The sequence below is a fragment of the Rhodococcus sp. Chr-9 genome (assembly GCF_000801125.1).
Taxonomy (GTDB): domain Bacteria; phylum Actinomycetota; class Actinomycetes; order Mycobacteriales; family Mycobacteriaceae; genus Rhodococcus; species Rhodococcus pyridinivorans.
In genome coordinates, this window is sequence record NZ_JTIZ01000024.1 from 20722 (window position 1) to 41799 (window position 21078).

General features: G+C 68.3%; 20 protein-coding genes and 1 pseudogene. 11 read left to right on the top strand and 10 right to left on the bottom strand.

The features are described 5' to 3' along the window. Positions 1-79: 79 nt before the first annotated feature. Positions 80-292, bottom strand: coding sequence for a hypothetical protein (locus tag QR64_RS02885; protein ID WP_016934979.1), 213 nt, complete (start codon positions 290-292; stop codon positions 80-82). Positions 293-667: 375 nt separating this feature from the next. Between QR64_RS02885 and QR64_RS27480 the strand changes: the two are divergent. From QR64_RS27480 to QR64_RS02915, 7 genes and pseudogenes are all read left to right on the top strand, one after another. Next, a pseudogene (locus QR64_RS27480) lies at positions 668-1156 on the top strand (MFS transporter); the annotation flags it as partial. 37 nt (positions 1157-1193) lie between these two features. Next, the gene (locus QR64_RS27485; protein ID WP_235366977.1) at positions 1194-1901 is read left to right on the top strand and encodes a hypothetical protein; all 708 of its coding nucleotides are present in this window, start codon (positions 1194-1196) and stop codon (positions 1899-1901) included. An 80-nt stretch (positions 1902-1981) separates the two neighbouring features. After that, complete coding sequence (locus tag QR64_RS02895) at positions 1982-2530, top strand: winged helix-turn-helix domain-containing protein (RefSeq protein ID WP_039584002.1); 549 nt, start codon at positions 1982-1984, stop codon at positions 2528-2530. A gap of 47 nt (positions 2531-2577) precedes the next feature. Continuing rightward, positions 2578-3795, top strand: a complete 1218-nt coding sequence (gene coaE / locus QR64_RS02900) for a dephospho-CoA kinase (protein WP_197483235.1) — start codon at positions 2578-2580, stop codon at positions 3793-3795. Between the two features lie 97 nt (positions 3796-3892). Next, on the top strand, positions 3893-5035 hold the full coding sequence (locus QR64_RS02905; protein ID WP_019289657.1) for an LLM class flavin-dependent oxidoreductase: 1143 nt from the start codon (positions 3893-3895) through the stop codon (positions 5033-5035). After that, positions 5032-5694 carry an FMN reductase gene (locus QR64_RS02910; protein ID WP_039584004.1) on the top strand — a complete coding sequence of 221 codons (663 nt, stop codon included), beginning with the start codon at positions 5032-5034 and terminating at the stop codon, positions 5692-5694. The genes QR64_RS02905 and QR64_RS02910 overlap by 4 nt, the downstream gene beginning before the upstream one ends. Before the next feature lie 182 nt (positions 5695-5876). Then, the gene (locus tag QR64_RS02915) at positions 5877-6587 is read left to right on the top strand and encodes a TetR/AcrR family transcriptional regulator (RefSeq protein WP_235366973.1); all 711 of its coding nucleotides are present in this window, start codon (positions 5877-5879) and stop codon (positions 6585-6587) included. Between the two features lie 26 nt (positions 6588-6613). Here QR64_RS02915 and QR64_RS26765 read toward each other — a convergent pair whose 3' ends face one another. Further along, positions 6614-6790 carry a hypothetical protein gene (locus tag QR64_RS26765; protein ID WP_019289654.1) on the bottom strand — a complete coding sequence of 59 codons (177 nt, stop codon included), beginning with the start codon at positions 6788-6790 and terminating at the stop codon, positions 6614-6616. Next, positions 6780-7397, bottom strand: a complete 618-nt coding sequence (locus tag QR64_RS02920) for an RNA polymerase sigma factor (protein ID WP_006553994.1) — start codon at positions 7395-7397, stop codon at positions 6780-6782. Before QR64_RS02920 ends, QR64_RS26765 begins: the two co-directional genes overlap by 11 nt. A gap of 340 nt (positions 7398-7737) precedes the next feature. Here QR64_RS02920 and QR64_RS02925 point away from each other — a divergent pair, with 340 nt between their 5' ends. Continuing rightward, a complete protein-coding gene (locus tag QR64_RS02925; protein ID WP_235366975.1) occupies positions 7738-8148 on the top strand; it encodes a LuxR C-terminal-related transcriptional regulator in 411 nt (136 codons plus the stop codon). A gap of 3 nt (positions 8149-8151) precedes the next feature. Here QR64_RS02925 and QR64_RS27490 read toward each other — a convergent pair whose 3' ends face one another. From QR64_RS27490 to QR64_RS02940, 3 genes are all read right to left on the bottom strand, one after another. After that, positions 8152-8283 (bottom strand): putative transporter small subunit, encoded by a 132-nt coding sequence (locus tag QR64_RS27490; RefSeq protein ID WP_006553992.1) that lies wholly within the window; start codon positions 8281-8283, stop codon positions 8152-8154. Next, on the bottom strand, positions 8280-10070 hold the full coding sequence (locus tag QR64_RS02935) for a sodium:solute symporter family protein (protein WP_039584046.1): 1791 nt from the start codon (positions 10068-10070) through the stop codon (positions 8280-8282). The genes QR64_RS27490 and QR64_RS02935 overlap by 4 nt, the downstream gene beginning before the upstream one ends. Positions 10071-10531: 461 nt before the next feature. Continuing rightward, complete coding sequence (locus QR64_RS02940) at positions 10532-11050, bottom strand: DUF402 domain-containing protein (RefSeq protein ID WP_039584047.1); 519 nt, start codon at positions 11048-11050, stop codon at positions 10532-10534. Between the two features lie 69 nt (positions 11051-11119). On the opposite strand from QR64_RS02940, the gene uvrB reads away from it, so the two are divergent. The 3 genes from uvrB to QR64_RS02955 all read left to right on the top strand — a co-directional run bounded on the left by uvrB (position 11120) and on the right by QR64_RS02955 (position 14807). Further along, positions 11120-13279: an excinuclease ABC subunit UvrB gene (gene uvrB, locus QR64_RS02945; protein ID WP_019289647.1), complete on the top strand. Its 2160-nt coding sequence runs from the start codon at positions 11120-11122 to the stop codon at positions 13277-13279. A 46-nt stretch (positions 13280-13325) separates the two neighbouring features. Beyond that, positions 13326-14198 (top strand): SCO6745 family protein, encoded by an 873-nt coding sequence (locus tag QR64_RS02950; protein ID WP_039584007.1) that lies wholly within the window; start codon positions 13326-13328, stop codon positions 14196-14198. A 156-nt stretch (positions 14199-14354) separates the two neighbouring features. After that, the gene (locus QR64_RS02955) at positions 14355-14807 is read left to right on the top strand and encodes a universal stress protein (protein ID WP_006553987.1); all 453 of its coding nucleotides are present in this window, start codon (positions 14355-14357) and stop codon (positions 14805-14807) included. 4 nt (positions 14808-14811) lie between these two features. Here the strand turns inward: QR64_RS02955 and QR64_RS27250 are convergent, their stop codons facing one another. The 4 genes from QR64_RS27250 to QR64_RS02975 all read right to left on the bottom strand — a co-directional run bounded on the left by QR64_RS27250 (position 14812) and on the right by QR64_RS02975 (position 20728). Continuing rightward, positions 14812-15231 (bottom strand): DUF732 domain-containing protein, encoded by a 420-nt coding sequence (locus tag QR64_RS27250; protein WP_033097705.1) that lies wholly within the window; start codon positions 15229-15231, stop codon positions 14812-14814. A 112-nt stretch (positions 15232-15343) separates the two neighbouring features. Further along, a complete protein-coding gene (locus QR64_RS02965) occupies positions 15344-17662 on the bottom strand; it encodes a HelD family protein (RefSeq protein ID WP_039584010.1) in 2319 nt (772 codons plus the stop codon). A gap of 177 nt (positions 17663-17839) precedes the next feature. Further along, complete coding sequence (locus tag QR64_RS02970) at positions 17840-18871, bottom strand: DoxX family protein (protein ID WP_039584012.1); 1032 nt, start codon at positions 18869-18871, stop codon at positions 17840-17842. Between the two features lie 162 nt (positions 18872-19033). Continuing rightward, entirely contained in the window at positions 19034-20728 is a 1695-nt protein-coding gene (locus tag QR64_RS02975; protein ID WP_039584014.1) for an alkaline phosphatase D family protein, read from the bottom strand. Positions 20729-21078 lie beyond the last annotated feature (350 nt).

Sequence of the window (21078 nt, forward strand, 5' to 3'; positions counted from 1 at the left end):
AACGGGACCGGCCCCCTCCGAATCGGAGGGGGCCGGTCTTCGTGTGTCGTCGATAGCAGGTGCTCAACTCACGGCGAGCTCATCCCACGGCGGGAGTGGCCCACTGCGCGGGTAGGGCCGTCGCTCGCTTGCGCATCGCGGCGTGGCTGTGGCGCGCGTTCGTCAGCAGCGCGGTGAACCAGTTCCGCCGGTGCTCGGCGAGGGCGGCAGCGACCTCGGGGATGAGGATGCAGTGAACACCGTTTTCCATGCCGAGGCGATGCCGACCTGTGGTTGAGGTGGAGGATCGCATGGCCTGCCTTCTCGAATGCTCCGGACGAGCCGGGACGGATGCTTCGCAACGACGATATCGGACAGTCGGTCGAATTCTCCGCATTTACCCCAGGTAGAAGGGTGTGTGTCCAGTTTCCGAGCGGCGTTGCGACCGCCTCGTGACCCCGCCGTGATCGATGTGTGATCCCCGGCGCCCCTCCGAGGGGAGACGTCGACGGTTCTCTCGGCCGTCCAAGAAGTACACCCGGTTCGTCCCAAGCGACGCGGCGCACCGTGTCCGAGGTCCACACACCTCGACACGGAAGGATTCTCGATGACCACACCGACCCCCGCGAGAAGTACCGCGACGAAACGGATCACGCTGCTGGTGGTGTGCGTGACGACGGCGATGCTCATGCTCGACATCGCCCTCGTCAACACCGCACTGCCGTCGATCGCCGTCGACCTCGACGCGGGCGTCAGTTCACTGCAGTGGGTGATCGACGCCTACACCCTCGCCCTGGCCACAGCCGTCCTCGGCGCCGGGTCGTGGGCCGATCGCCGCGGCCGCCGCCAAGTGTTCGTCGTCGGCCTCGTCTGGTTCACGGGCGCCTCGCTCCTGTGCGCCCTCGCACCGACGATCTGGGTCCTCGATCTCGCCCGGGCAGTGCAAGGCATCGGTGGGGCGGTCCTGTTCGCCTGCTCGCTCGCCCTCCTCGCCGACGTCTTTGACCGAGGGCGGGCGCGGGCGTCGGCCCTGGCCGCCTACGGCGCGACCATCGGCGGCGCCTTCGCGGTCGGTCCGCTCGTCGGAGGTCTGCTCACCGAACTGCTGGACTGGCGCGCGATCTTCTTCGTCAACGTGCCGATCGGTCTCGTGACCCTGCTCCTGACCCTGCGCTGGGTGCCCGAATCGCGAGATCCCCGTCCGCGCCGCCGACGTGCCGGGGCAGCTCCTGGCCGCGGTGGGGCTGGCGGCGTTCGTGTTCGCCGTGCTGCGTGGCCAGGAGATCGGGTGGTCCGATGCGCAGGCCGTCATCGCCTTCGTGCTCGCTGTCGGTGCCCTCGTCGCCTTCGTCGCGCACGAGATGCGCACCGCCGAACCGATGCTGCCCCCGTACCTGCCCGCGACCGTCGCCATGTTCGTCGTCGCCGGTGCGACGGCGAAACTCGATCGTGTCGTCCCTACGTGGGTCTCGTTGTCGTGCTCACTGGCGCTCGTCGCCGTCGGGTTGCTCATGATGACGGTCGCCGAGGCGGACAGTTCGAAGTACGTCCTGCTGCCGGGACTCGTCGTGGCCTGCGCGGCCGCCGGCGTGTTCAACCCGGCGATGAGCGGGATCGTCCTCGGGGAGAGCACCGCGGATCATTCCGGTCTCGCGGCCGGTATCAACGACGCGTTCCGTCAGACCGGCATCGCCGTCGGCGTCGCGGTGCTCGGGATGTTCCTGCCGGCCGAGTCGCTGTTGCCCGGCGGATCACCGCAGGACTTCGTGTCGGGCCTGCAGGGGGCGCTCGTGGCGGCGGCGTTCGTTGCGGCTCTCGGAACCGTGGTGTGTGCAGTCTGCCTGCGTCCCCGGCCGCAGACCGCACCGGTGTTCGGGGACGCCGAGAGCGACACGGTCGAACTCCCGGCCGTGACGGGATGAGAAGTCGCCGCGCACCCGGCGAAAACGTCCTTACACTGCAACGATCGCGTAGTTCGGCCGGGGTCGAGGGGGCTCACCACATGATGTACCGACTGCTCGGACCGCTGGAGGTGGTCCGGGTCGCGTCGACGGCCGATCCGGCGGTGCCCCCGTCGGAGTCGCAGGTCGATCTCGGGCCGCGCAAGCAGCGAGCGGTCTCCGCCGTCCTGCTGCTCAACCGGGGGCGGGTGATCTCCACCGACCGGCTGATCGACGCCCTGTGGCAGGACGAGGCGCCTGCCAGTGCGATGGCGAGCATCCAGGCGTACATCTCCAATCTGCGCAGGGTGCTGCGAGGGGAGAGCGGTGCGGCCTCCCCGATCGTGCGCCAGCCGCCCGGCCACGTCCTCGATATCCCGGCCGAGTCGGTCGACCTGGCCCGCTTCCTCGACGACGCCGAGACTGCCCGTCGGCATGCCGAGAACGGGGAATGGGAGTTCGCACTCGACACCGCCGACCGTGCCCTCGACTCCGTGTCGTCCTACCGGCGGACCGGCTACTACCCGACGGTGTACACCGTCGACTTCGACGAACAGGCGGGCGAGTATGTCGTCGCGCTGTCGGGGCTGACGATGCGCGAGGCCTCGTAGGGACCGCGAAGGTGCCTCGGTGACGTAGTGATGCGAGACTGGGCAACGTGCTGCGAATGGGGTTGACCGGAGGAATCGGCGCGGGCAAGTCGACCGTCGCCAAGGAGCTCGTCGAACTCGGGGCGGTGATCGTCGACTCCGATGTCGTCGCCCGGGAGATCGTCGCTCCCGGCTCCGAGGGCCTCGCCGAGCTCGTGGACGCCTTCGGTGAGGACATCCTGCAGCCCGACGGCACCCTCGACCGTCCTGCCCTCGCCGCGAAGGCGTTCGCCAGCGAGGACGCGCGCGCGGTTCTCAACGCCATCACCCATCCCCGGGTCGGGCGCCGCACCGCCGAGCTGGTCGCCGCTGCGCCCGACGACGCGGTGGTCGTGCAGGACATCCCGTTGCTCGTCGAGGGCGGGATGGCGCCGGCCTTCCACCTCGTCGCCGTCGTGCACGCCGACGAGGCGGAGCGGATCCGGCGTCTCGTCGAACTGCGCGGCATGCCCGAGGCGGACGCCCGCGCGCGGATCGCGGCGCAGGCGACGGAGGAACAGCGACGCGAGGTCGCCGACGTGTGGCTCGACAACACCGGTGATCAGCAGGTGCTGGTCGAGCAGGTCCGGACGCTGTGGAACGATCGCCTGGTGCCGTTCGAGAAAAATCTGCGCACCGGTGTGGTGGTCGAGGCGGATCCGGTTCTCGTGCCCGCGCGCGAGGAATGGCATCGGCAGGCGCAGCGGCTCGTCGCCCGGCTGGCCCTCGCAGCCGGGGGCGCGGCGAAGCGTATCGACCACGTGGGCTCCACCGCGGTGCCCGGTCTGGCCGCCGTCGACGTCATCGACCTGCAGATCACCGTCGGCGATCTCGCGGCAGCCGATGCGCTCGCACCCGCCTTGGCTGCTGCGGGCTTCCCGCGCATCGACCATGTGGTGACCGACGATCCGAAACCGTCCTACGGGGCCGGGGGAGAGACCGACCCGGCGGTGTGGGAGATGCGGTTGCACGGCAGCGCCGATCCCGGCCGTCCGGCGCGGGTGGCGGTCCGGGTGGACGGCTGGCCCGCCCAGCAGTTCGCGTTGCTACTGCGCGACTGGCTGTCCGCGGTCGACACCGCGAAGCGCGAGTACGCCGACCTCAAGGCCGATGCCGCAGTCGGGGCGTCGCAGAAGACGGATCGTGCCGAGGCGGCGGCCACCTACGCAGCGCTCAAGGCGCCGTGGTTCGACCGGGCGCATCACCGCGCGTGGGAGTGGGCCGAGAGCACCGGCTGGTCGGCCTAGGGGGTCCGGATCCCGGGCGGAGACCCGCCCGGGAATCTTCCGGGCGACCCGCCCGTTAGAATAGTTGACAGTTCAACTACGTGACGGAGGTTCGACCGTGCAGTTCGGCATCTTCACCATCGGCGACGTCACGCGCGACCCCACGACGGGCCGGGTCCCCACCGAACATGAGCGCATCGTCGCGATGACGAAGATCGCGCTGAAGGCCGAGGAGGTGGGCCTGGACGTCTTCGCGTCCGGCGAGCACCACAATCCCCCCTTCGTCCCGTCCTCGCCGACGACGATGCTCGGCTGGATCGCCGCGAGGACCGAGAAGCTCATCCTCTCGACCGCGACCACCCTCATCACCACCAACGACCCGGTGAAGATCGCCGAGGACTTCGCGATGCTCCAGCACCTGTCCGGCGGCCGCGTCGACCTCATGATGGGACGCGGGAACACCGGACCGGTCTACCCGTGGTTCGGCAAGGACATCCGGCAGGGCATCCCGCTCGCCATCGAGAACTACCACCTGCTGCGACGGCTCTGGCGCGAACGCGTCGTCGACTGGGAGGGCAAGTTCCGCACACCGCTGCACGGCTACACCTCCACCCCGTGGCCGCTCGACGACACCCCGCCCTTCGTCTGGCACGGTTCCATCCGTTCGTCCGAGATCGCGGAACAGGCCGCCTTCTACGGCGACGGCTTCTTCCACAACAACATCTTCTGGAACAAGGAACACATCCAGCAGATGATCGCTCTCTACCGGCAGCGGTTCGAGCAGTACGGTCACGGTGCCGCAGACCAGGCCGTCGTCGGGCTCGGTGGCCAGGTGTTCATGGCGGAGACCGAGGCCGAGGCGAAACGGATCTTCCGTCCCTATTTCGACAACGCCCCCGTCTACGGCCACGGCCCGTCGCTCGAGGATTTCTCGACGATGACACCGCTGACCGTCGGCACACCCGAGCAGGTCGTCGAACGCACGCTCGGTTTCGCCGACTACGCCGGCGACTATCAGCGTCAGCTGTTCCTCATGGACCACGCCGGCTTGCCGCTCGACGTCGTGCTCGAGCAGATCGAGATCCTCGGCCGGGAGGTCGTGCCGGTACTGCGAGCGGAATTCGAACGCCGCCGCCCCGCCCACGTGCCGTCCGACCCGCCCACACACAGCACGCTCGCCGCGCAGGGAGCCGACTCGGCGCACCGTCAGGTGATCCCGGCCCGCGTCGACCTCGTGCCGGAAGAGGTGGACGCCCGATGACCCGCCGTATCGTCGTCGTCAGCGGTGGCCTGGCCGAGCCGTCCACCACCCGTCTGCTCGCCGACCGCATCGCCGAGGCCACTCGTGTCGCGGTCGGCACGCGCGGAGACGACGCGGAAACCGAGGTCATCGAATTACGCAGCCTCGCGATGGATCTGGCCACCACCTTCACCGCCGGTGTCCCTACCGCAGCGGTCGCACGAGCCCGTGAACAACTCGCGACCGCCGACGGTCTGATCGCGGTGAGCCCGGTTTTCGCCGCCGGTTACTCGGGTCTGTTCAAGATGTTCTTCGACGCGCTCGATCCGGACACGCTCACCGGTGTGCCCACGTTGCTCGCCGCGACCGCGGGTAGCGCCCGACACTCACTGGTCCTCGACCATGCGATGCGCCCGCTGCTGAGCTATCTGCGTGCGCTCGTCGTGCCCACCGGCGTCTTCGCCACCACCGACGACTTCGGAACAGGCGAGGCGGCCACGGCACTGAAGGGGCGGATCGGCAGGGCGGCGGACGAACTCGCCGAGCAGATCACCCGCAGCACGGGATCACCCCGCGGGTTCTCGGACGCCGTGCCCGCCGGACGGCCGCGCGTGTCGGGAAACGCGGTCCGCACGGACGGGCCGTCCTTCCGGGAACTGCTCGGACGTCACCCGGGGTGAGCCCCGACGTCGCGGACCGGTTCGGTCGTCCGCCGGCGGATGCGCGCTGAGCAGGTTCGCGGCGAGAGCGAAGCTCGGCCGCCGGGCCGTTCGCCCGGTGCAGCCCGCCGAGAACGAATCGGCGACTTGTCGTTCCCTGAAGCCACACCTATAGTTCCTTAAGTTATGGGGTCTAACTTAAGGTGACCGGAGGAACGAGCGGGGTGGCCGGCGTCCGCAGACGTGTACGCAAGATCGACATGGAGGACATCATCCGTGTCGGTCGAGCGATCGGGCTGCGACAGTTGAGCCTCAACGCTGTCGCCGCGGAACTCGGCGTCTCCACAACGGCGCTGTACCGCCACGTGGACGGTCGCTGGGGACTCGAACTCGTCGTGGGGGAGAGTCTGCTCGGCGATCTCGTTCTGCATGACGATCCGGAGCACGACATCGAACGGCACCTGCTGTCGTTCGGTCTGCAGCTACGCGCGTTCGTCCTTGCCCATGCGGGCCTGGGAACCTACATGCAGACCCTCTTCCCGCGTGGGGAAGCGGGGCAGCGGCTGATGGTGAGCGAGGTCGAGGCTCTCGTGCGCCGCGGGTACACACCCGACGTCGCGGTCGCACTGGCGAGTGCGGTGGCGAGCGCCGCGATCAACTTCGCGGTCGCCGAGGAAGCGCAGCTCGAGCGTATCTCGGGGCTCCGGCAGCAACGCGACGACGTCGCCGAACGGCTGAGCGCCGACGAACGCTTGGGTGAGGCCCATCGCGACCTTCCGGAATTCGACCACGAAGGATTCTCGACGATGGTCCTCACGGCGACGATCCGAGGTCTACTGGCGGTCGGTCCGGTCGGGCGACCACTGCACGAGGTGGTCGCCGATCTCGGATCGACCGGGATGGGACTGCGATGATGCGGGCCGGATCTCTGCAGGGCCGGCTACCTCGAGTCGGGATCGGTTGCGTCGACGACGAATTCCGGCTTCGGCAGCTCGTCGTTGCCGTGATCATCGAGTTGTTCGATCGGCAGGTCGTCGATGGCGGGATGCTCGATATCGTTCTCATCGATTCCCTCGACGGGGGCAACGAAATCGGTTCGCTCTGCGTCATTGCTCATCCTTCCGGGTTGTCCTCGGCGGTTCTGTGCCCTTCGTGTCGGCGGACCCGACCGTCGGTCGGAGGGCAACCTCTTCGGCGCCGAGCAGTGCCGGACTCAGTAGATCGGCGAGTTGCATACGGGCACGCCTGATCCGGCTCTTCACCGTCTGCACACCCACGCCCTGGTGCGTTGCGATCTCGGCGTAACCGAGCTGCGCATACTCACGCAACACGATGACAACCCGAAACTGTTCGGGGAGAAGGAGAAAAGCTCGCCGGACCACATCACCGTCGACCACGCTCTCGGCGAGAGGCGTTTCCCCGGAGACGTATTCGTCCCCGAGCCGTTCGTCGAGGACCTCACCACGTCGCGTCCGCACGACAGCGAGCGCCGCATTGCTCGCGATGCGATACAACCACGTTCCGGATGCTGCTGTACCACGGAATCTGCCGAGATTCTGCCACGCCGCGATCAGCGCATCCTGCAGTGCATCCTCGGCGTCGTGCCGGTTTCCTGTGATCCGGACGCAGACCGCCCACACGCGTTCCCGTGACGGTGCGACGAGCTCGGCGAACGCTGCCCGATCGCCTGCCCGGCACCGCTCGATCAACTCGGCTTCGTCCATCGAGCCCCCTCGCCATCCCGAGCAGTCACATTGCCCCACATGCGCATTCGAGACTCGGTTCGACGGGCGGCGGAGTTACGAACGTTTCGCGGCCCGAAGTGGTCGACGCCGTCGGGGGCAGCGTCGACCACCCGTCGACAATACCGCGAGATCAGTTCTCGCCCAAGCCTATCTCCTCGGAGCGGACGAATTTCACGTACTGGGTGGCCAAGCGCTGTGACATCGTACGAAGCGAGTCGTTCTCGGGAGCCTCGTTCCCCACCGGCCGCAGCCCGAGAGTTCGGCCACGTACCGCTCGTGGACCATCGACCGTCTCCGCGAGCGCAGCCTCGAAGTCCCGGTGCTCGTGCTCACGACCTTCGGCGACGACGAACTCGTGCTCGCGGCCCTACGTGCCGGAGCCCGGGGATATCTCCTCGAGGACGTCACGCTCGAGCAACTCGCCCGTGCGGTACGGACCCTCGAGGAGGGTGGCACGCTCGTCGCCCCCTCGATCACCGACCGGTTGCTGCGCGCGATCCGCTCCGCTCCACAGCCCGACGACACCCCGGTCGTGCAGGAGTTGACCGAACGTGAACTCGAGGTGCTGCGGTTGATGGCCGAGGACTTCGGCAACCGCATGATCGCCGACGTGCTGTTCCTGGCCGAGGGCACCGTGAAGAACCACGTGTCGTCGATCCTGCTCGAGCTCGGCGCCCGGGACCGCACGAATGCGGTCCTCCGAGCCGTGCGGGAGGGAATCCTGCGGTGACTGTCAGATCAGATCCTCGCCGTCCCGTCGGGCCTGCAGCCACTCCTTGAAGAACCCGCGGCAGAGCGCCGCCAGCACACCGGCGACGAGTACGGGCCAGATCAGGACGTAGACGGTCAGTGCGAGCGTGCTCATCGGTTCTCCTTCTCCGGAGTGGTCGCCGCGGCGTCCGTCTCGGACGCAGGGGTTTTCGCCGAGGCAGGGACGTTCGGCGAGGCAGGGACGTTCGCCGAGGCAGGGGCGTTCGGGGAGTCAGGGTCGGTTTCGGGTGTCACGGCGTCCGCAGCCACGTCGAAGTCACCGACACGCTGCGCGATGACCTCGAAGTCGAAGTTCTCGTCGGAGTTCACGGACATCGCCCAGCACACGACCGTGCTGACCGCGTAGGCGACGAGCGAGGCGCTGAGCACGGCGTAGTCGTGGACCGAGCCGAGCGCGAAGGGCGCCACGACCCCCGCGGCGACGACACCGATGACGCGTGCGGCCCGGAGTCCGAAGAAGCCGAATGCCATCAGACCCGCGATCACGCCGACACCGACGACCGATGCGATGTCCACCGTCCAGGCGAGCACCCCGTCCATCGGGAACCACCCGAAACGCACCGGCAGGAACGCTGCCAGGGCGACGAGCACCGACGTCGTGAACGCCTTGTTGGTGACCTTGTGCCAGTAGAAGCTCGCGATGACGGGGAAGACCAGCGCACCCCAGAGCGCGCCGACGAACACGAGCAGGTCGAGGATGCTCAATCTCATGCTCGCGAACGCCACGGCGGCTGCGGTCGCGACGACCATCGTGGCGCGCCCGATGAAGAGCATCCGCTTGGGATCGGCATTGCGGGTGCCGCCGGCGATGTTCTGGCCGTAGATGTCGGCCATGACGATCGACGACAGCGCCGACAGGTCGGAATCGGCCGTGGACGACAGCGCACCGATGATCATGACGAAGAACACGACGACCAGAGCCGTGGGCAGGAAGGACGCCACCATCTGCGGCACGATGTTGTTGACGTCGCCGTCCATCGGGTCGATGCCCAGGTACAGCGCGAGCACACCGAACATGCCGACGCCGATGACGGTGGCGCCGTAGCCGATCGTCGCGGTGACGAAGGTGGGCTTGATGAGATCCTCCCGCACCGCGAACAGGCGCTGCGCGATCGTCTGGTTGCCGATGGCGTACGCGAGCACGGCGGCGATGTACGGCGCGCCCTGGTTCAGGAAGGCATCGCTGGAGAAGAAGTCGCTCTGCTGGTCGGTGAGGTTCCCGGAACCACCGTCGAACGCGTCGGGGAAGCCGGTGATGAAGAAGACCGCCGGGATGATGACAACGACCGCACCGAGCATCGCCACGACCTGCATGAAGTCGGTGAGCACGGACGCTCGGAAGCCGGACCACAGGGTGTAGAGCAGCACACCGGCGGCGATGAAGACGACACCCTGGACGAAGCCGAACGGCGAGATCAGCGAGATGAGCACACCGCCGGCGATGAAGTTGGACATCAGGCTGATGAGGCTGCCGACGAGATTCGAACCGGCCAGCATGAGCTGGCTCGACCGCCCGTGCCGGGCGAACATGACCTCGGCGAGGGTGTGTGCTTTCGGGGCGACCGCGCGGATGCGCTTCCCGAAGGGGTAGATGAACAGGATCATCAACGCGCCCCACAGCCCGTAGTGGATCGGGCCGGAGATGCCGTAGGTGTATCCGGAGGTCGCCGACGCGTACAGCGAGGACGCCCAGATCCAGGTGGCGGTCATGCTGGCCGCCGACACCCCGAAACCGACCTTGTTGCCGGCGGTCATGTAGCCGTCGGCGTTCTCGTCCTTCTTCCCGATTCGGGCGGAGACGAGAAGCGTTCCGCCGTAGAAGATTACGAGCAGGGCAACGATCGTCGCGGCGCTGAACTGAACGAGCTCGGTGCCGTTCACTGCGACCTCCTTCGTGTTCGCGTCACGTCCGCGGTCGTCGGAGCGCAGTGGAACGCAGGGCGCGCTGCACGCGTCCTGTCTGTCGGTTCCGCTGCGGCGTCGGTCCGATCCACCGCCGGACGGTGGGCATGCGTCGGGCGCCCGATCGGCCACGGGCCGGCGGGCGCGGCATACCGCTCCAGCAGGGCACGCCCGGATCCGGGCGTGTGCCGACGAAGTGATCGGCGGCGTTCTCGTCGGCGCTCGTGGGCTGCACGGGCGCGCGCCGCCGGCGCGAGGGGTGTCCTCGGTCGGGTGATGTGCACGCGGAGGGGCGATCCGGGCCGGCCCCGATGGTCGCCTTCTCGGTGCACTGCTTCGCCGGCCGGGGCAGATTACCATGTCCTTTGCGGCAGTAACTTTTTCGCTCCTGCGCCCCGCTGTCTGCGCAGGTGACGGCACCTGCGCAGCGGTGGTGCGCGTCAGCGCCAGGAGACGGGCGCGCCCCGCTCCCGCAGCCACGCGTCGAGGTCGTGGCCGTGCGCGGCGATGCCGTCCACCGCCCGCAGTGCCGTGTCGATCGCCGTCTCGGCCACGGCCGCGTCGATCATCCCGGCGGTGACCGCGACCACCAGTTCGTCGATGTCCTCGACCGTCGTGTCGCGGCCCGTGCGGACGATCAGGTCGAGATAGTGGTCGTGGGAGTACCAGACGTCGCCCTCGCGCCGAAACTCACCGACGTCGACGTAGCGGTCCTGGTCGCGTTCGTTGCCCGGCGTGAAATGGAAGATCGAGGCCCGCAGACGCAGGTCCGGCAGCAACCACGATTCGAGATAGTGGAACTGCGGGTGGTCGGACGATCGCGCCATGTACAGCCCCCACTCCTCGACGCGGTACTCGTCGACAGCCCGCGCGAAGCCCTTGGGGTCGATGTTGGTCTTCGTGGCGACGTCGAAGATCTCGGTCTTCACGGGATGCGGGGTCGCGGACACGGGATGCACGCTAGCGTGCGAACCGCGCCGCACGCAGGACCGCGATGCGTGTCGGTGGGAGCGCTTACTCTGGATTCCATGGCGTTCGCAAGTGAGCATCCCGTCGTCGCACACTCCGAGTTCCGGCCGGTGGGTGAGATCGAGCGCACCGAGGCCCGTTTCGAGGTCGTCAGCGAGTACGAACCGGCCGGCGATCAGCCGGCCGCCATCGATGAGCTCGAGCGCCGGCTGAGGGCGGGGGAGAAGGACGTCGTCCTGCTCGGTGCCACCGGTACCGGCAAGTCCGCCACCACCGCGTGGCTCATCGAACGCGTCCAGCGACCCACCCTCGTGATGGCGCCCAACAAGACCCTGGCCGCGCAGCTCGCCAACGAGCTGCGAGACATGTTGCCCAACAACGCAGTCGAGTACTTCGTCTCGTACTACGACTACTACCAGCCCGAGGCGTACATCGCGCAGACCGACACCTACATCGAGAAGGACTCGTCGATCAACGACGACGTCGAGCGGCTGCGGCACTCCGCCACCTCGTCGCTGCTGTCCCGCCGCGACGTCGTGGTGGTCGCGTCCGTCTCGTGCATCTACGGTCTCGGTACCCCGCAGTCCTATCTCGACCGGTCCATCCAGCTCGAGGTCGGTGTGGAGGTGCCGCGCGACGCGCTGCTGCGCCTGCTCGTCGACGTCCAGTACGCCCGCAACGACATGGCGTTCACCCGCGGATCGTTCCGCGTCAAGGGCGACACCGTCGACATCATCCCCGCCTACGAGGAACTCGCCGTGCGGATCGAGTTCTTCGGCGACGAGATCGACGCGCTGTACTACTTGCACCCGCTCACCGGCGACGTCGTGCGCAAGGTCGACTCCCTGCGCATCTTCCCGGCCACCCACTACGTCGCCGGTCCCGAGCGCATGGAACGCGCCGTCGCGAGTATCGAGGCCGAGCTCGAGGAGCGCCTGGCCGATCTGGAGAACCGCGGCAAGCTGCTCGAGGCGCAGCGTCTGCGCATGCGCACCCAGTACGACATCGAGATGATCCGGCAGGTCGGCTTCTGCTCCGGCATCGAGAACTACTCCCGCCACATCGACGGACGACCCGCCGGATCCGCGCCGGCGACGCTCATCGACTACTTCCCGGAGGACTTCCTCCTGGTCATCGACGAGTCGCACGTCACCGTGCCGCAGATCGGCGCGATGTACGAGGGCGACATGTCGCGCAAGCGCAACCTCGTCGACTTCGGTTTCCGTCTCCCGTCGGCGGTCGACAACCGGCCACTGACCTGGGAGGAGTTCGCCGCCCGCATCGGGCAGACGGTCTACCTGTCGGCCACCCCCGGCCCGTACGAGCTCGGACAGACAGGTGGCGAGTTCGTCGAGCAGGTCATCCGGCCCACCGGCCTCGTCGACCCGCAGGTCGTCGTCAAGCCCACCAAGGGGCAGATCGACGATCTCGTGCACGAGATCCGCGAACGTGCCGAGCGCGACGAACGCGTCCTCGTCACCACCCTCACCAAGAAGATGGCCGAGGACCTCACCGACTACCTGCTCGAACTCGGTATCCGGGTGCGCTATCTGCACTCCGACATCGACACCCTGCGCCGCGTCGAACTGCTGCGACAACTGCGCCTGGGCGAATACGACGTGCTCGTCGGCATCAACCTGCTCCGCGAGGGTCTCGACCTCCCCGAGGTGTCGTTGGTGGCGATCCTCGACGCCGACAAGGAAGGCTTCCTACGGTCGACGACCTCGCTGATCCAGACCATCGGCCGCGCGGCCCGCAACGTCTCGGGGGAAGTGCACATGTACGCCGACAAGATCACCGACTCGATGGCGCGGGCCATCGAGGAGACCGAACGGCGGCGCGAGAAGCAGATCGCCTACAACACCGAACACGGTCTCGATCCGAAGCCGCTGCGCAAGAAGATCGCCGACATCCTCGACCAGGTCTATCAGGAGGCCGAGGACACCGAGGCCGTCGAGGTGGGCGGCTCCGGCCGCAACGCTTCGCGTGGTCGCCGAGCCCAGGGCGAGTCCGGACGGGCCGTCAGCTCCGGTGTCGTGGAAGGTCGCGACACCTCGACGATGCCGCGCGCCGAGCTCGCCGATCTCGTGCAGCAGCTCACCGACCAGATGATGCAGGCCGCCCGCGACCTGCAGTTCGAGCTGGCCGCACGGCTTCGCGACGAGATCTCCGATCTGAAGAAGGAACTGCGCGGGATGGACGCCGCGGGTCTGAAGTAGTCGCCCGGCCCGATCGGCGCCGGCGACTCGGGTAGGGTCCACTCCCATGGATCCCTCTTCCGCCGGGCGTGCTGCCCGCGCACTCGAGCTGCTGCACTTGGTCGTCTACTTCGCGCCGGACATCGCGGGTGAACTCGCCGCGCTCGGTGTCGACGGACCGGCTGCGCAGTACTTCGGTGGACGCGCGGCACCCCTGGGTGCCGTCGGCCCCGGGGTCGTGACCGCGACGTTCTGCAGCTTCTCGCCCCGCCTGGTGGCATCGGCCGTCCCGGCAGTGTGGGAGACGGCCGAGCCGGCCACGATCATCGCGGCGCGGTTGCGGGCTTTGGACGCACTCCATCGACGGGTCCTCGGGCAGGACGTACTCGGCTCCGCGGAGATGAACGAGGCGGCGGACCTCGCGGCCACCGCGGCGCGGGCGATTCCCGGCCCGGACGGTCGCCCGCTCTACGCCGCCTACGCCGATCTGCCCTGGCCCGAGGAGGCGCACCTGCGCCTGTGGCACGCCCTGACCCTGCTGCGCGAGTATCGCGGCGACGGTCATATCGCGGCCCTGCAGACGGCAGGGCTTTCGGGGCTCGATGCGCTCGTCACCCACACGGCGACCGGTATCGGGTTCGCCACTGATCCGGCCCGGAAGCTGCGGGGCTGGTCGCGGGACGAGTGGGCGGACGCCGAGAAGGGATTGCGCGGGCGCGGCCTGCTCGACAAGCGCGGCGAGCTCACCGGTGAGGGCTTCGAGGTCCGCGAACTCGTCGAGGATCTCACCGACGACCTGGCGGTCGCGCCGTGGACTGCGCTCGGTGAGGAGGGGGTGGAACGTTTGCTCGACCTCGCGTTGCCGTGGCGCGACGCCTTCGTCGACGCCGAGGTATTCCCTGCCGGCCTGTTCGGCCCGCGTTACGGTGACGCGCGGTAACATCAAACCTGATTGTGGGATGAGACCCAAACCTCCCACCCGGGCCGCCCATCCCGCTACTGTCGACGCAGCGTATGGCGGGGGAGCGTGCGTGTCCTCCGTCGACGACGGCATCGGCGGCCCGCGTCGATGGACCACACACTCGATGGAGGATGAATGAGCGCCTACCGGACCATAGTCGTCGGAACCGATGGTTCCGAATCGTCGTATCGGGCCGTGGAGAAGGCAGCTGCTCTGGCCGGCGACGCGGGCGCCCAACTGGTGATCGCCTGCGCCTACTACCCGGCCGACCCCAAGGACACCGCACAGGCCGCCGACGCGCTGCGCGACGAGGCGTACCAGGTCACCGGCTCGGCACCGACCTACGAGATCCTGCGCACCGCACGGGAGAAGGCAACCGTCGCCGGCGCCCGCAAGATCACCGAGCGGCCCATCGTCGGTGCACCTGTCGAATCGCTCCTCACGCTCGTCGAGGAGGTCGAAGCCGATCTCATCGTCATCGGCAATCGCGGCCTCAACACGCTGACCGGGCGGCTGCTCGGCTCCGTCCCCTCGGACGTCGCCCGCAAGGCCCTGTGCGACGTGCTGGTAGTGCACACGGTCCGCTGACGGATCAGCAGTACTCCTCGCGGGCGGTTTCGAGATAGCGCGCGGCGGCGTCGTCCGCCGACATGCGCGAACCCGAGGCGCCCGCGGCGTAGGCGGCGATCGGCCGGAGCGTGACGAGGACGTCGTGCTCCGGCACGCCCGCGCGCAACTGGTCGCACACCCCTCGCACCACCGCAAGCACCGTGTCGTCCGTGACGTCGGCGACCAGACCGGACGCCTCCAGTGCCTCCTTCACCCGCAGGAAACGCGCGTCGGGCGGCGTCGACGAGGTAGGGGATACCGACGTCGTGGACGTCGTGGCCTGCGCCTCGTCCTGGGTCGGCGTGACCGATCCGCACGCGGCGGAGACGAAGAACCCGCTCAGCGCCGCGATCGCAGCGCACCCCGCTCGACGTATCCGGTGGTGCGCTGCCCGATAGGCCACGTGTTCGTTTCCCTCCGCGGATGATCCGTCCCATCTCCTTGCCCCGAAGGACGGTACCGTCCGGTGGCCGGTCCCGGGGTCCGCTCGGCGGTGTCGGCCGAACCGTGTCGGTTCAGCAGCGTGTCGGTCCGGCGATACCGGCCAGCACCTCCGGCAACGCCTCCGAGTGGACCACCCCGAGACGCTGGGTGGCGCGGGTCAATGCCACGTACAGGTCGTTCATCCCGCGTGAGGAATCGGTGAGAATCTCCGCAGGTTCGACGAGCAGCACCGCGTCGAACTCGAGTCCCTTGACCTCCTTGACGGTCGCGACCGTGACCGACTCGGACGCGAGGTGCTCCCACGCACCCACGAGTCGCGCCGGGGCGAGCACGGCAGTCGTACCCGGGCCGGTCTCCGCCTCGAGAGCTGCCTGCACGGTGGCGAGCACCGCGTCCGCCTCGACGTGCTGCGACCACGGCTCGAAACCGGACTCGCGCACCGACTGCGGCGGCACCTGGTCGGGATCGATCTCCGCGAGCACCGCGTGCGCGATCCGCATGATCTCCGCCGGCGTGCGGTAGTTGACCGTCAGTTCGGTCTTCTTCCACCGGTTCGCGACATACGGTTCGAGAATCTGCTGCCACGACTCGGTTCCCGCCGGATCCCCGGTCTGCGCGGTGTCGCCCACCAGGGTCATCCAGCGATTCGGGATGCGGCGCATGATCGTTCGCCACGCCATCGCCGACAACTCCTGCGCCTCGTCGACGATCACATGACCGTACGTCCAGGTGCGATCGCCGGCCGCCCGCTCCGCCGTGGTCTCGTGACGACGGTGGTTCTGCCGTTCGGCGAGCTGGGTGGCGTCGATCAGGTCGTACGCCATGAGCAGTTCGGGATCGAGGTCGCCCTCGAGATCCTGCGGTGCCGAACCGGTGAGGATGTCGAGTGCGCCCTGCGCGTCGGCGATCTGCTTGCGCCAGCGCCGCTTCGCGCGTTCGCGTTCGGCGGCGTCGTCCACCCCGAGCAGTTCGGCGAGCTCGTCGAGCAGTGGAGCGTCGGCGGCGCTGAAGTGTCCCGATGCATCGGGACGGTGCAGCGCATCGATCTGCTCGTCGGTCAGGGCCGGAGCCGCCGACGCGATCCGGTCGCGGGAGGCCAGCAGATCCGAGAGCACCTGCTGCGGGGACAGTTCCGGCCACAGCGCGTCGATCGCACCGACGATGTCGGGATCCGAACGCATCTCGGACCGGATGTCGTGGATGTCCTCCCGGCTCAACAGGTTCGCACCACCGAGCGGGTTCGATCCGATGATCCCGGCCAACTGGTCGGCGAGGGCATCGATCACACCGTTCACGAAGATCGGCCGGGCCAGGTTGTGCGGCCGACGGGACGACCGGGCGCGACCCCGCGCACGGGTCACGATCGTGCGGTCGAGGGTGAGCGCGTAGGTGTCGAAACTCAGCTGCACGGGGGATCGGGGCACCTCCTGCCGGTCGCGGACCGCCTTCTCGAGCACCTTCACCATGTCCAGGGAGCCCTTCAGTTCGCCGGCCATCGGATCGTCCTCGATCGTCGGCGTGACCCCCGGATACAGATCCCCGACCGTCGACAGCAGCACGCCGGTCTCACCGAGCGAGGGCAGCACCTGACCGATGTAGTCGAGGAAGCGGCTGTTCGGACCCACGATCAGCACGCCGCTCTTGGCCAGTTGCTTGCGGTAGGTGTAGAGCAGGTAGGCCGCGCGGTGCAGCGCGACCGCGGTCTTGCCGGTGCCCGGACCACCCTGGACGACGAGCACACTGCGATGCTCGGACCGGATGACTGCGTCCTGCTCGGCCTGGATCGTCGCCACGATGTCGTGCATCTGCCCGGTGCGCGCGGCGTTCAGCGCGGCGAGCAGCGCCGATTCTCCGGCCACGCCACCGGCCGGTGGGGTGTCGGCGTGCTCGAGCGCCGCGTCGAGGTCGAGGTACTCGTCGTGCAGTGCGGTGACGGTGCGGCCGCGGCTGCGGAGGTGGCGGCGCAGCACGACACCGTCGGGCGCGGCGGGGGTCGCGAGGTAGAACGGGCGGGCCTGGGGTGCGCGCCAGTCGAGCAGCAGCGACTCGTAGTCGTTGTCCTCGTCGAGGATGCCGAGGCGGCCGATGTAGCGGGCCTCGACGCCGTCCTCCGTCACGGGGCCGGAGGTGTCCGTCCCGTCGTCCCGCACATCGATGCGGCCGAAGCACAAGCCGTGCTCGGCGGCGTCGTACTTCGCGATGTCCTCGGTGTACATGTGGGTGTACGCCTCGCGTTCGCTGCGCGCCTGTGGGGTGCCTCCGGTCTCGCGCAGCACGCGGGCCAGCCGGGTCTTCGCGTAGGCGCGCAAACCGTCGAGATGCGTGTAGAGCATCGCCACGTAGGCCTGCTCGCGGTCGAGCTCCGGATGGGACGCGCCATCAACCGGCACAGGGACTCCTCGGGGATAGACAGGACGAGATCGCTCGCCGCCGCAGGGGTGGCGCGTCGACGAAAGTGCCCGAGAAGTCTAGTCGCCGCAGGAGGAAAACGGGCAGAAAGCCTGATCACAGCAGTGCGGGCGTGCGATTTCCACGCACGCCCGCACCCTTGTGCCGTAACCGGACTACTACTTCTTCTTCTCGAGCGCCTTCAGGTTCTTCGCGAGCTTCTTCTCCGCCTTCGTGCCCTGCTTGCGCGCGGCCTCGGCACGCAGACGGGCCTTCTCCGCGGCGACGTGAGCCCGAGCGTTCAGGATCGCGGACTGCTCCTCGGCGAGCTTCGCCCATTCCGAGCTGCGATCGACCGTGGTGTCCCACAGCTTCGAGCCACGCTTGCGGGCGACGTCGGCGAGCTCAGGGGTGCGCTCGCGCGCCAGCCCGAGCAGTTCGGTGCCGCGTTCACGGGCGCCCTCGGCGAGTTCGGGGGCGCGCTCACGCGCGACACCGAGGATCTCGGCGCTGCGATCGCGCGCCCGTTCGGTCAGCACCGGGCCGCGGTCGCGGGCGACCTCGAGCAGTCCGCTGCTCCGCTCGCGTGCGGCCTCTGCGAGTTCGGGTGCACGTTCCTTGGCGATCTCGAGGATGTGTCCACCCTGCTCGCCGGCTTCCTCCGTCAGCGTCTTGACCCGCTCGGCGACGGTGTGCAGCGTTTCGGCCGTGTGACCGTCCGAGGAGTGGCCCGGCAGTGCAGCGGCCACCGACTTCTGCGCGGCACGCGCGGCGCGACGGCTCCGCCAGCCCAGCGACGGCTTGCCCTCGGTGTCCACGGCAGCGATGAGCAGACCGCCGATCAGGCTCACGTTCTTGATGAGCTGGGTGCGCTGCTGGGCGCGGGCCTCGGGGTCCTCGACGTTCCAGAAGTCATGGCCCGCGACGGTCGTCGGCACGAGGCTGCCGATCAGCGCGAGAGCGGACAGACGAGGTGCTTTCCCGAGTGCGAACAGGGTCCCGGCGCCGATCTGCACTGCGGCGTTGATCTGGACGAGAGTCTCGGGATTGCTGGGAAGCCGGTCGGTGATCGACGCCGGCAAGGCGTTCACAGCCTGATCGAGCCCGGGCTGCGCGGCACCTGCTTTCGGCTCGGGCTTCCGCAGGGCGTCGATACCCCCGGCGATGAAGATGGACGCGAGCATGGGCCGCGCAATTCTCCGGACGAGCATGTGGTTCCTCCCGTGGTCGGCTGTGTTTCCAAACCCTGACACAGGTACCCCAAGCGTCACGGGAATATGCACGAAGCAGGGCCGAAGGGTGCGAAACGATATTTCGGACCATACGGAAACTCGAAAAAACCCGAATCTCGTCGTCGACGAGCGTCCCCGACATCACCTCGACGGCCGACTCGCCGCGCGGGACGTCGGAATCTCAGGCGGCCGATCCTCAGTAGTGAGCGGCAGATCCGTGACGGTCTCGAACAGGTGCGGACCCGAGGCGGTGTCGACGCTGCGCTCGATGGTCAGGTGCGCGACGCGTCCTCGCGTCCGCAGGGTGGCGATCTGGTTCCCGAAGCTCGGACCTGCCATCTTCGACCACGAGAACGACGTCTCGGGAACGGCCGTCACCGGACCGAGCAGCAACCGCACGACGCGCTCCGCCTTGCGTCCCCATGCGGCGCGGAAGGCGACCCGGACAGCTGCGGGGACGTGGTTGTGCAGGGGCGAACAAGTCAGTTGGTACACCGTGCCGGCGGTCGGCGTCGCGAATCGGACGCGGGCGGCGTAGGCATGGTGCACGTCGCCCGAAAGGACACAGATTGTCGCGGGCGCGCAGCCGGACGTTTCGGCGCGACGCCCGGCAGCGACATCCAGCAACAAACGGGCGAGTCGCTCGAACGAATCGCGGAAGGCCGCCCAGTGTTCGAGATCGGCGGCGCGCCGGAGCTTCTCGGCCCACCGCGCCCATCGGTCACCGCGCACACCGGACGCGAGCTTCTCGTCCCACGCCTCGAGGTCGTGCATCGTGCGGGGGAGGAGCCACGGCAGCGACGTGCCGATCAGGAGGTGGTCGTAGTCGCCGTCGGTCTGCTCCTCGATCCAGTCGAACTCCGGATCGGACACCATGTCGCGCCGGTCGGGCGCGAGCACCCGCCCGCACCGCGAATCGATCACCAGCAGACGCACCGGTCCGAAATCGCGGCGATACGACCATCGCACTCCCGGACTGCCGTCGGCTTCCTCGTCGGCGCCGGACGCGAACGCACGCAAGATCGGTTCGGCGTCCCCGGCACAGTTCCGCACCCGGTCGTAGAGCGGGTCCTCGTCCAGCTCCGAGGGAGCGAGGTTACCGAGATGCTGATAGATCCAGTACGACGCCAACGCCCCGACGATGCGTTCCTCCCACCACGCGGAGGCCTCCATCTCCCTGCGCCACGAATAGGAGGTGTTCCAGTCGTCGTGCACGTCGTGATCGTCGAAGATCATCGAGGTCGGCACGTTCGACAACAGCCATCGGACGTTGTCCTCGGACCACGACCGGCTGTACAGCCAGGTGTACTCCTCGAAGTCGCGTACCTGGGCTCCGGGCGGTTCCGACAGATCGTGACGCTCACCGACCCGTCGCTTCATCTCCTCCGACAGCTCGTCGGCGTAGACCTGATCTCCCAGCAGCAACAGCGCGTCGGGCCATTCGTCGACCGGTAGGGAACGCATGCGCTGCGCGTAGGCGACGAGAGCGTCCTTTCCGAGGACGGCTGTCGGTTCCGCGCTCTCCGAGGCCACCCGGCACGACCCGAAGGCGAGCACTAACTCCTCGGGGTCGTCTTCCGCGGTCCTGATCAGCGGCGATGCAACACCGACGGGCGGCCACACGACCCGGCCGTCGAGATCCACCTCGTAGGGCGTCACCGATCCGGGTTCGAGGTCTCGGACGGTGACGAGCGCGTAATGGTGCCCCGCGACGGTCCACGTGTGTTCGGAACTGCCGAGCACATGCACCGTGCACGGCTCGGACGTCTCCACCCAGATCGTGGCGTCCGTATCGCCGATGTGCCTGAGCACCGGCCCCAGTACGAGATCCGCCACAGTGTCAGGCCTCCGTGCTCGTGCGAGCTCGTCCGGTTTTCGAGCGTACTCGCGGCGGTGGAGCACAGGAGGATTCCGGCGAACTCCGATCCTCGTTCGGCCTCCGCGCCTCTGCGACGGGGCGCACGCTGGAACGGACGCAGCACAAGCGGCCCGCTCGGGTCGTTGCCGCGTGCTGGAAGGGGGCCCGGACATGACCGACGCGGAGAATCCGACCCGCTGGGATCGGCTCGACGACGAAGAGAAACGGCAGGCGAGGGAGAAGGCCGAGGAGATCGACCGCATGTACGAACCGGGAGCGCGGCCGACCACGGTCGTGCCGGGCACGAACGGGATGGTCTCGGGAACGG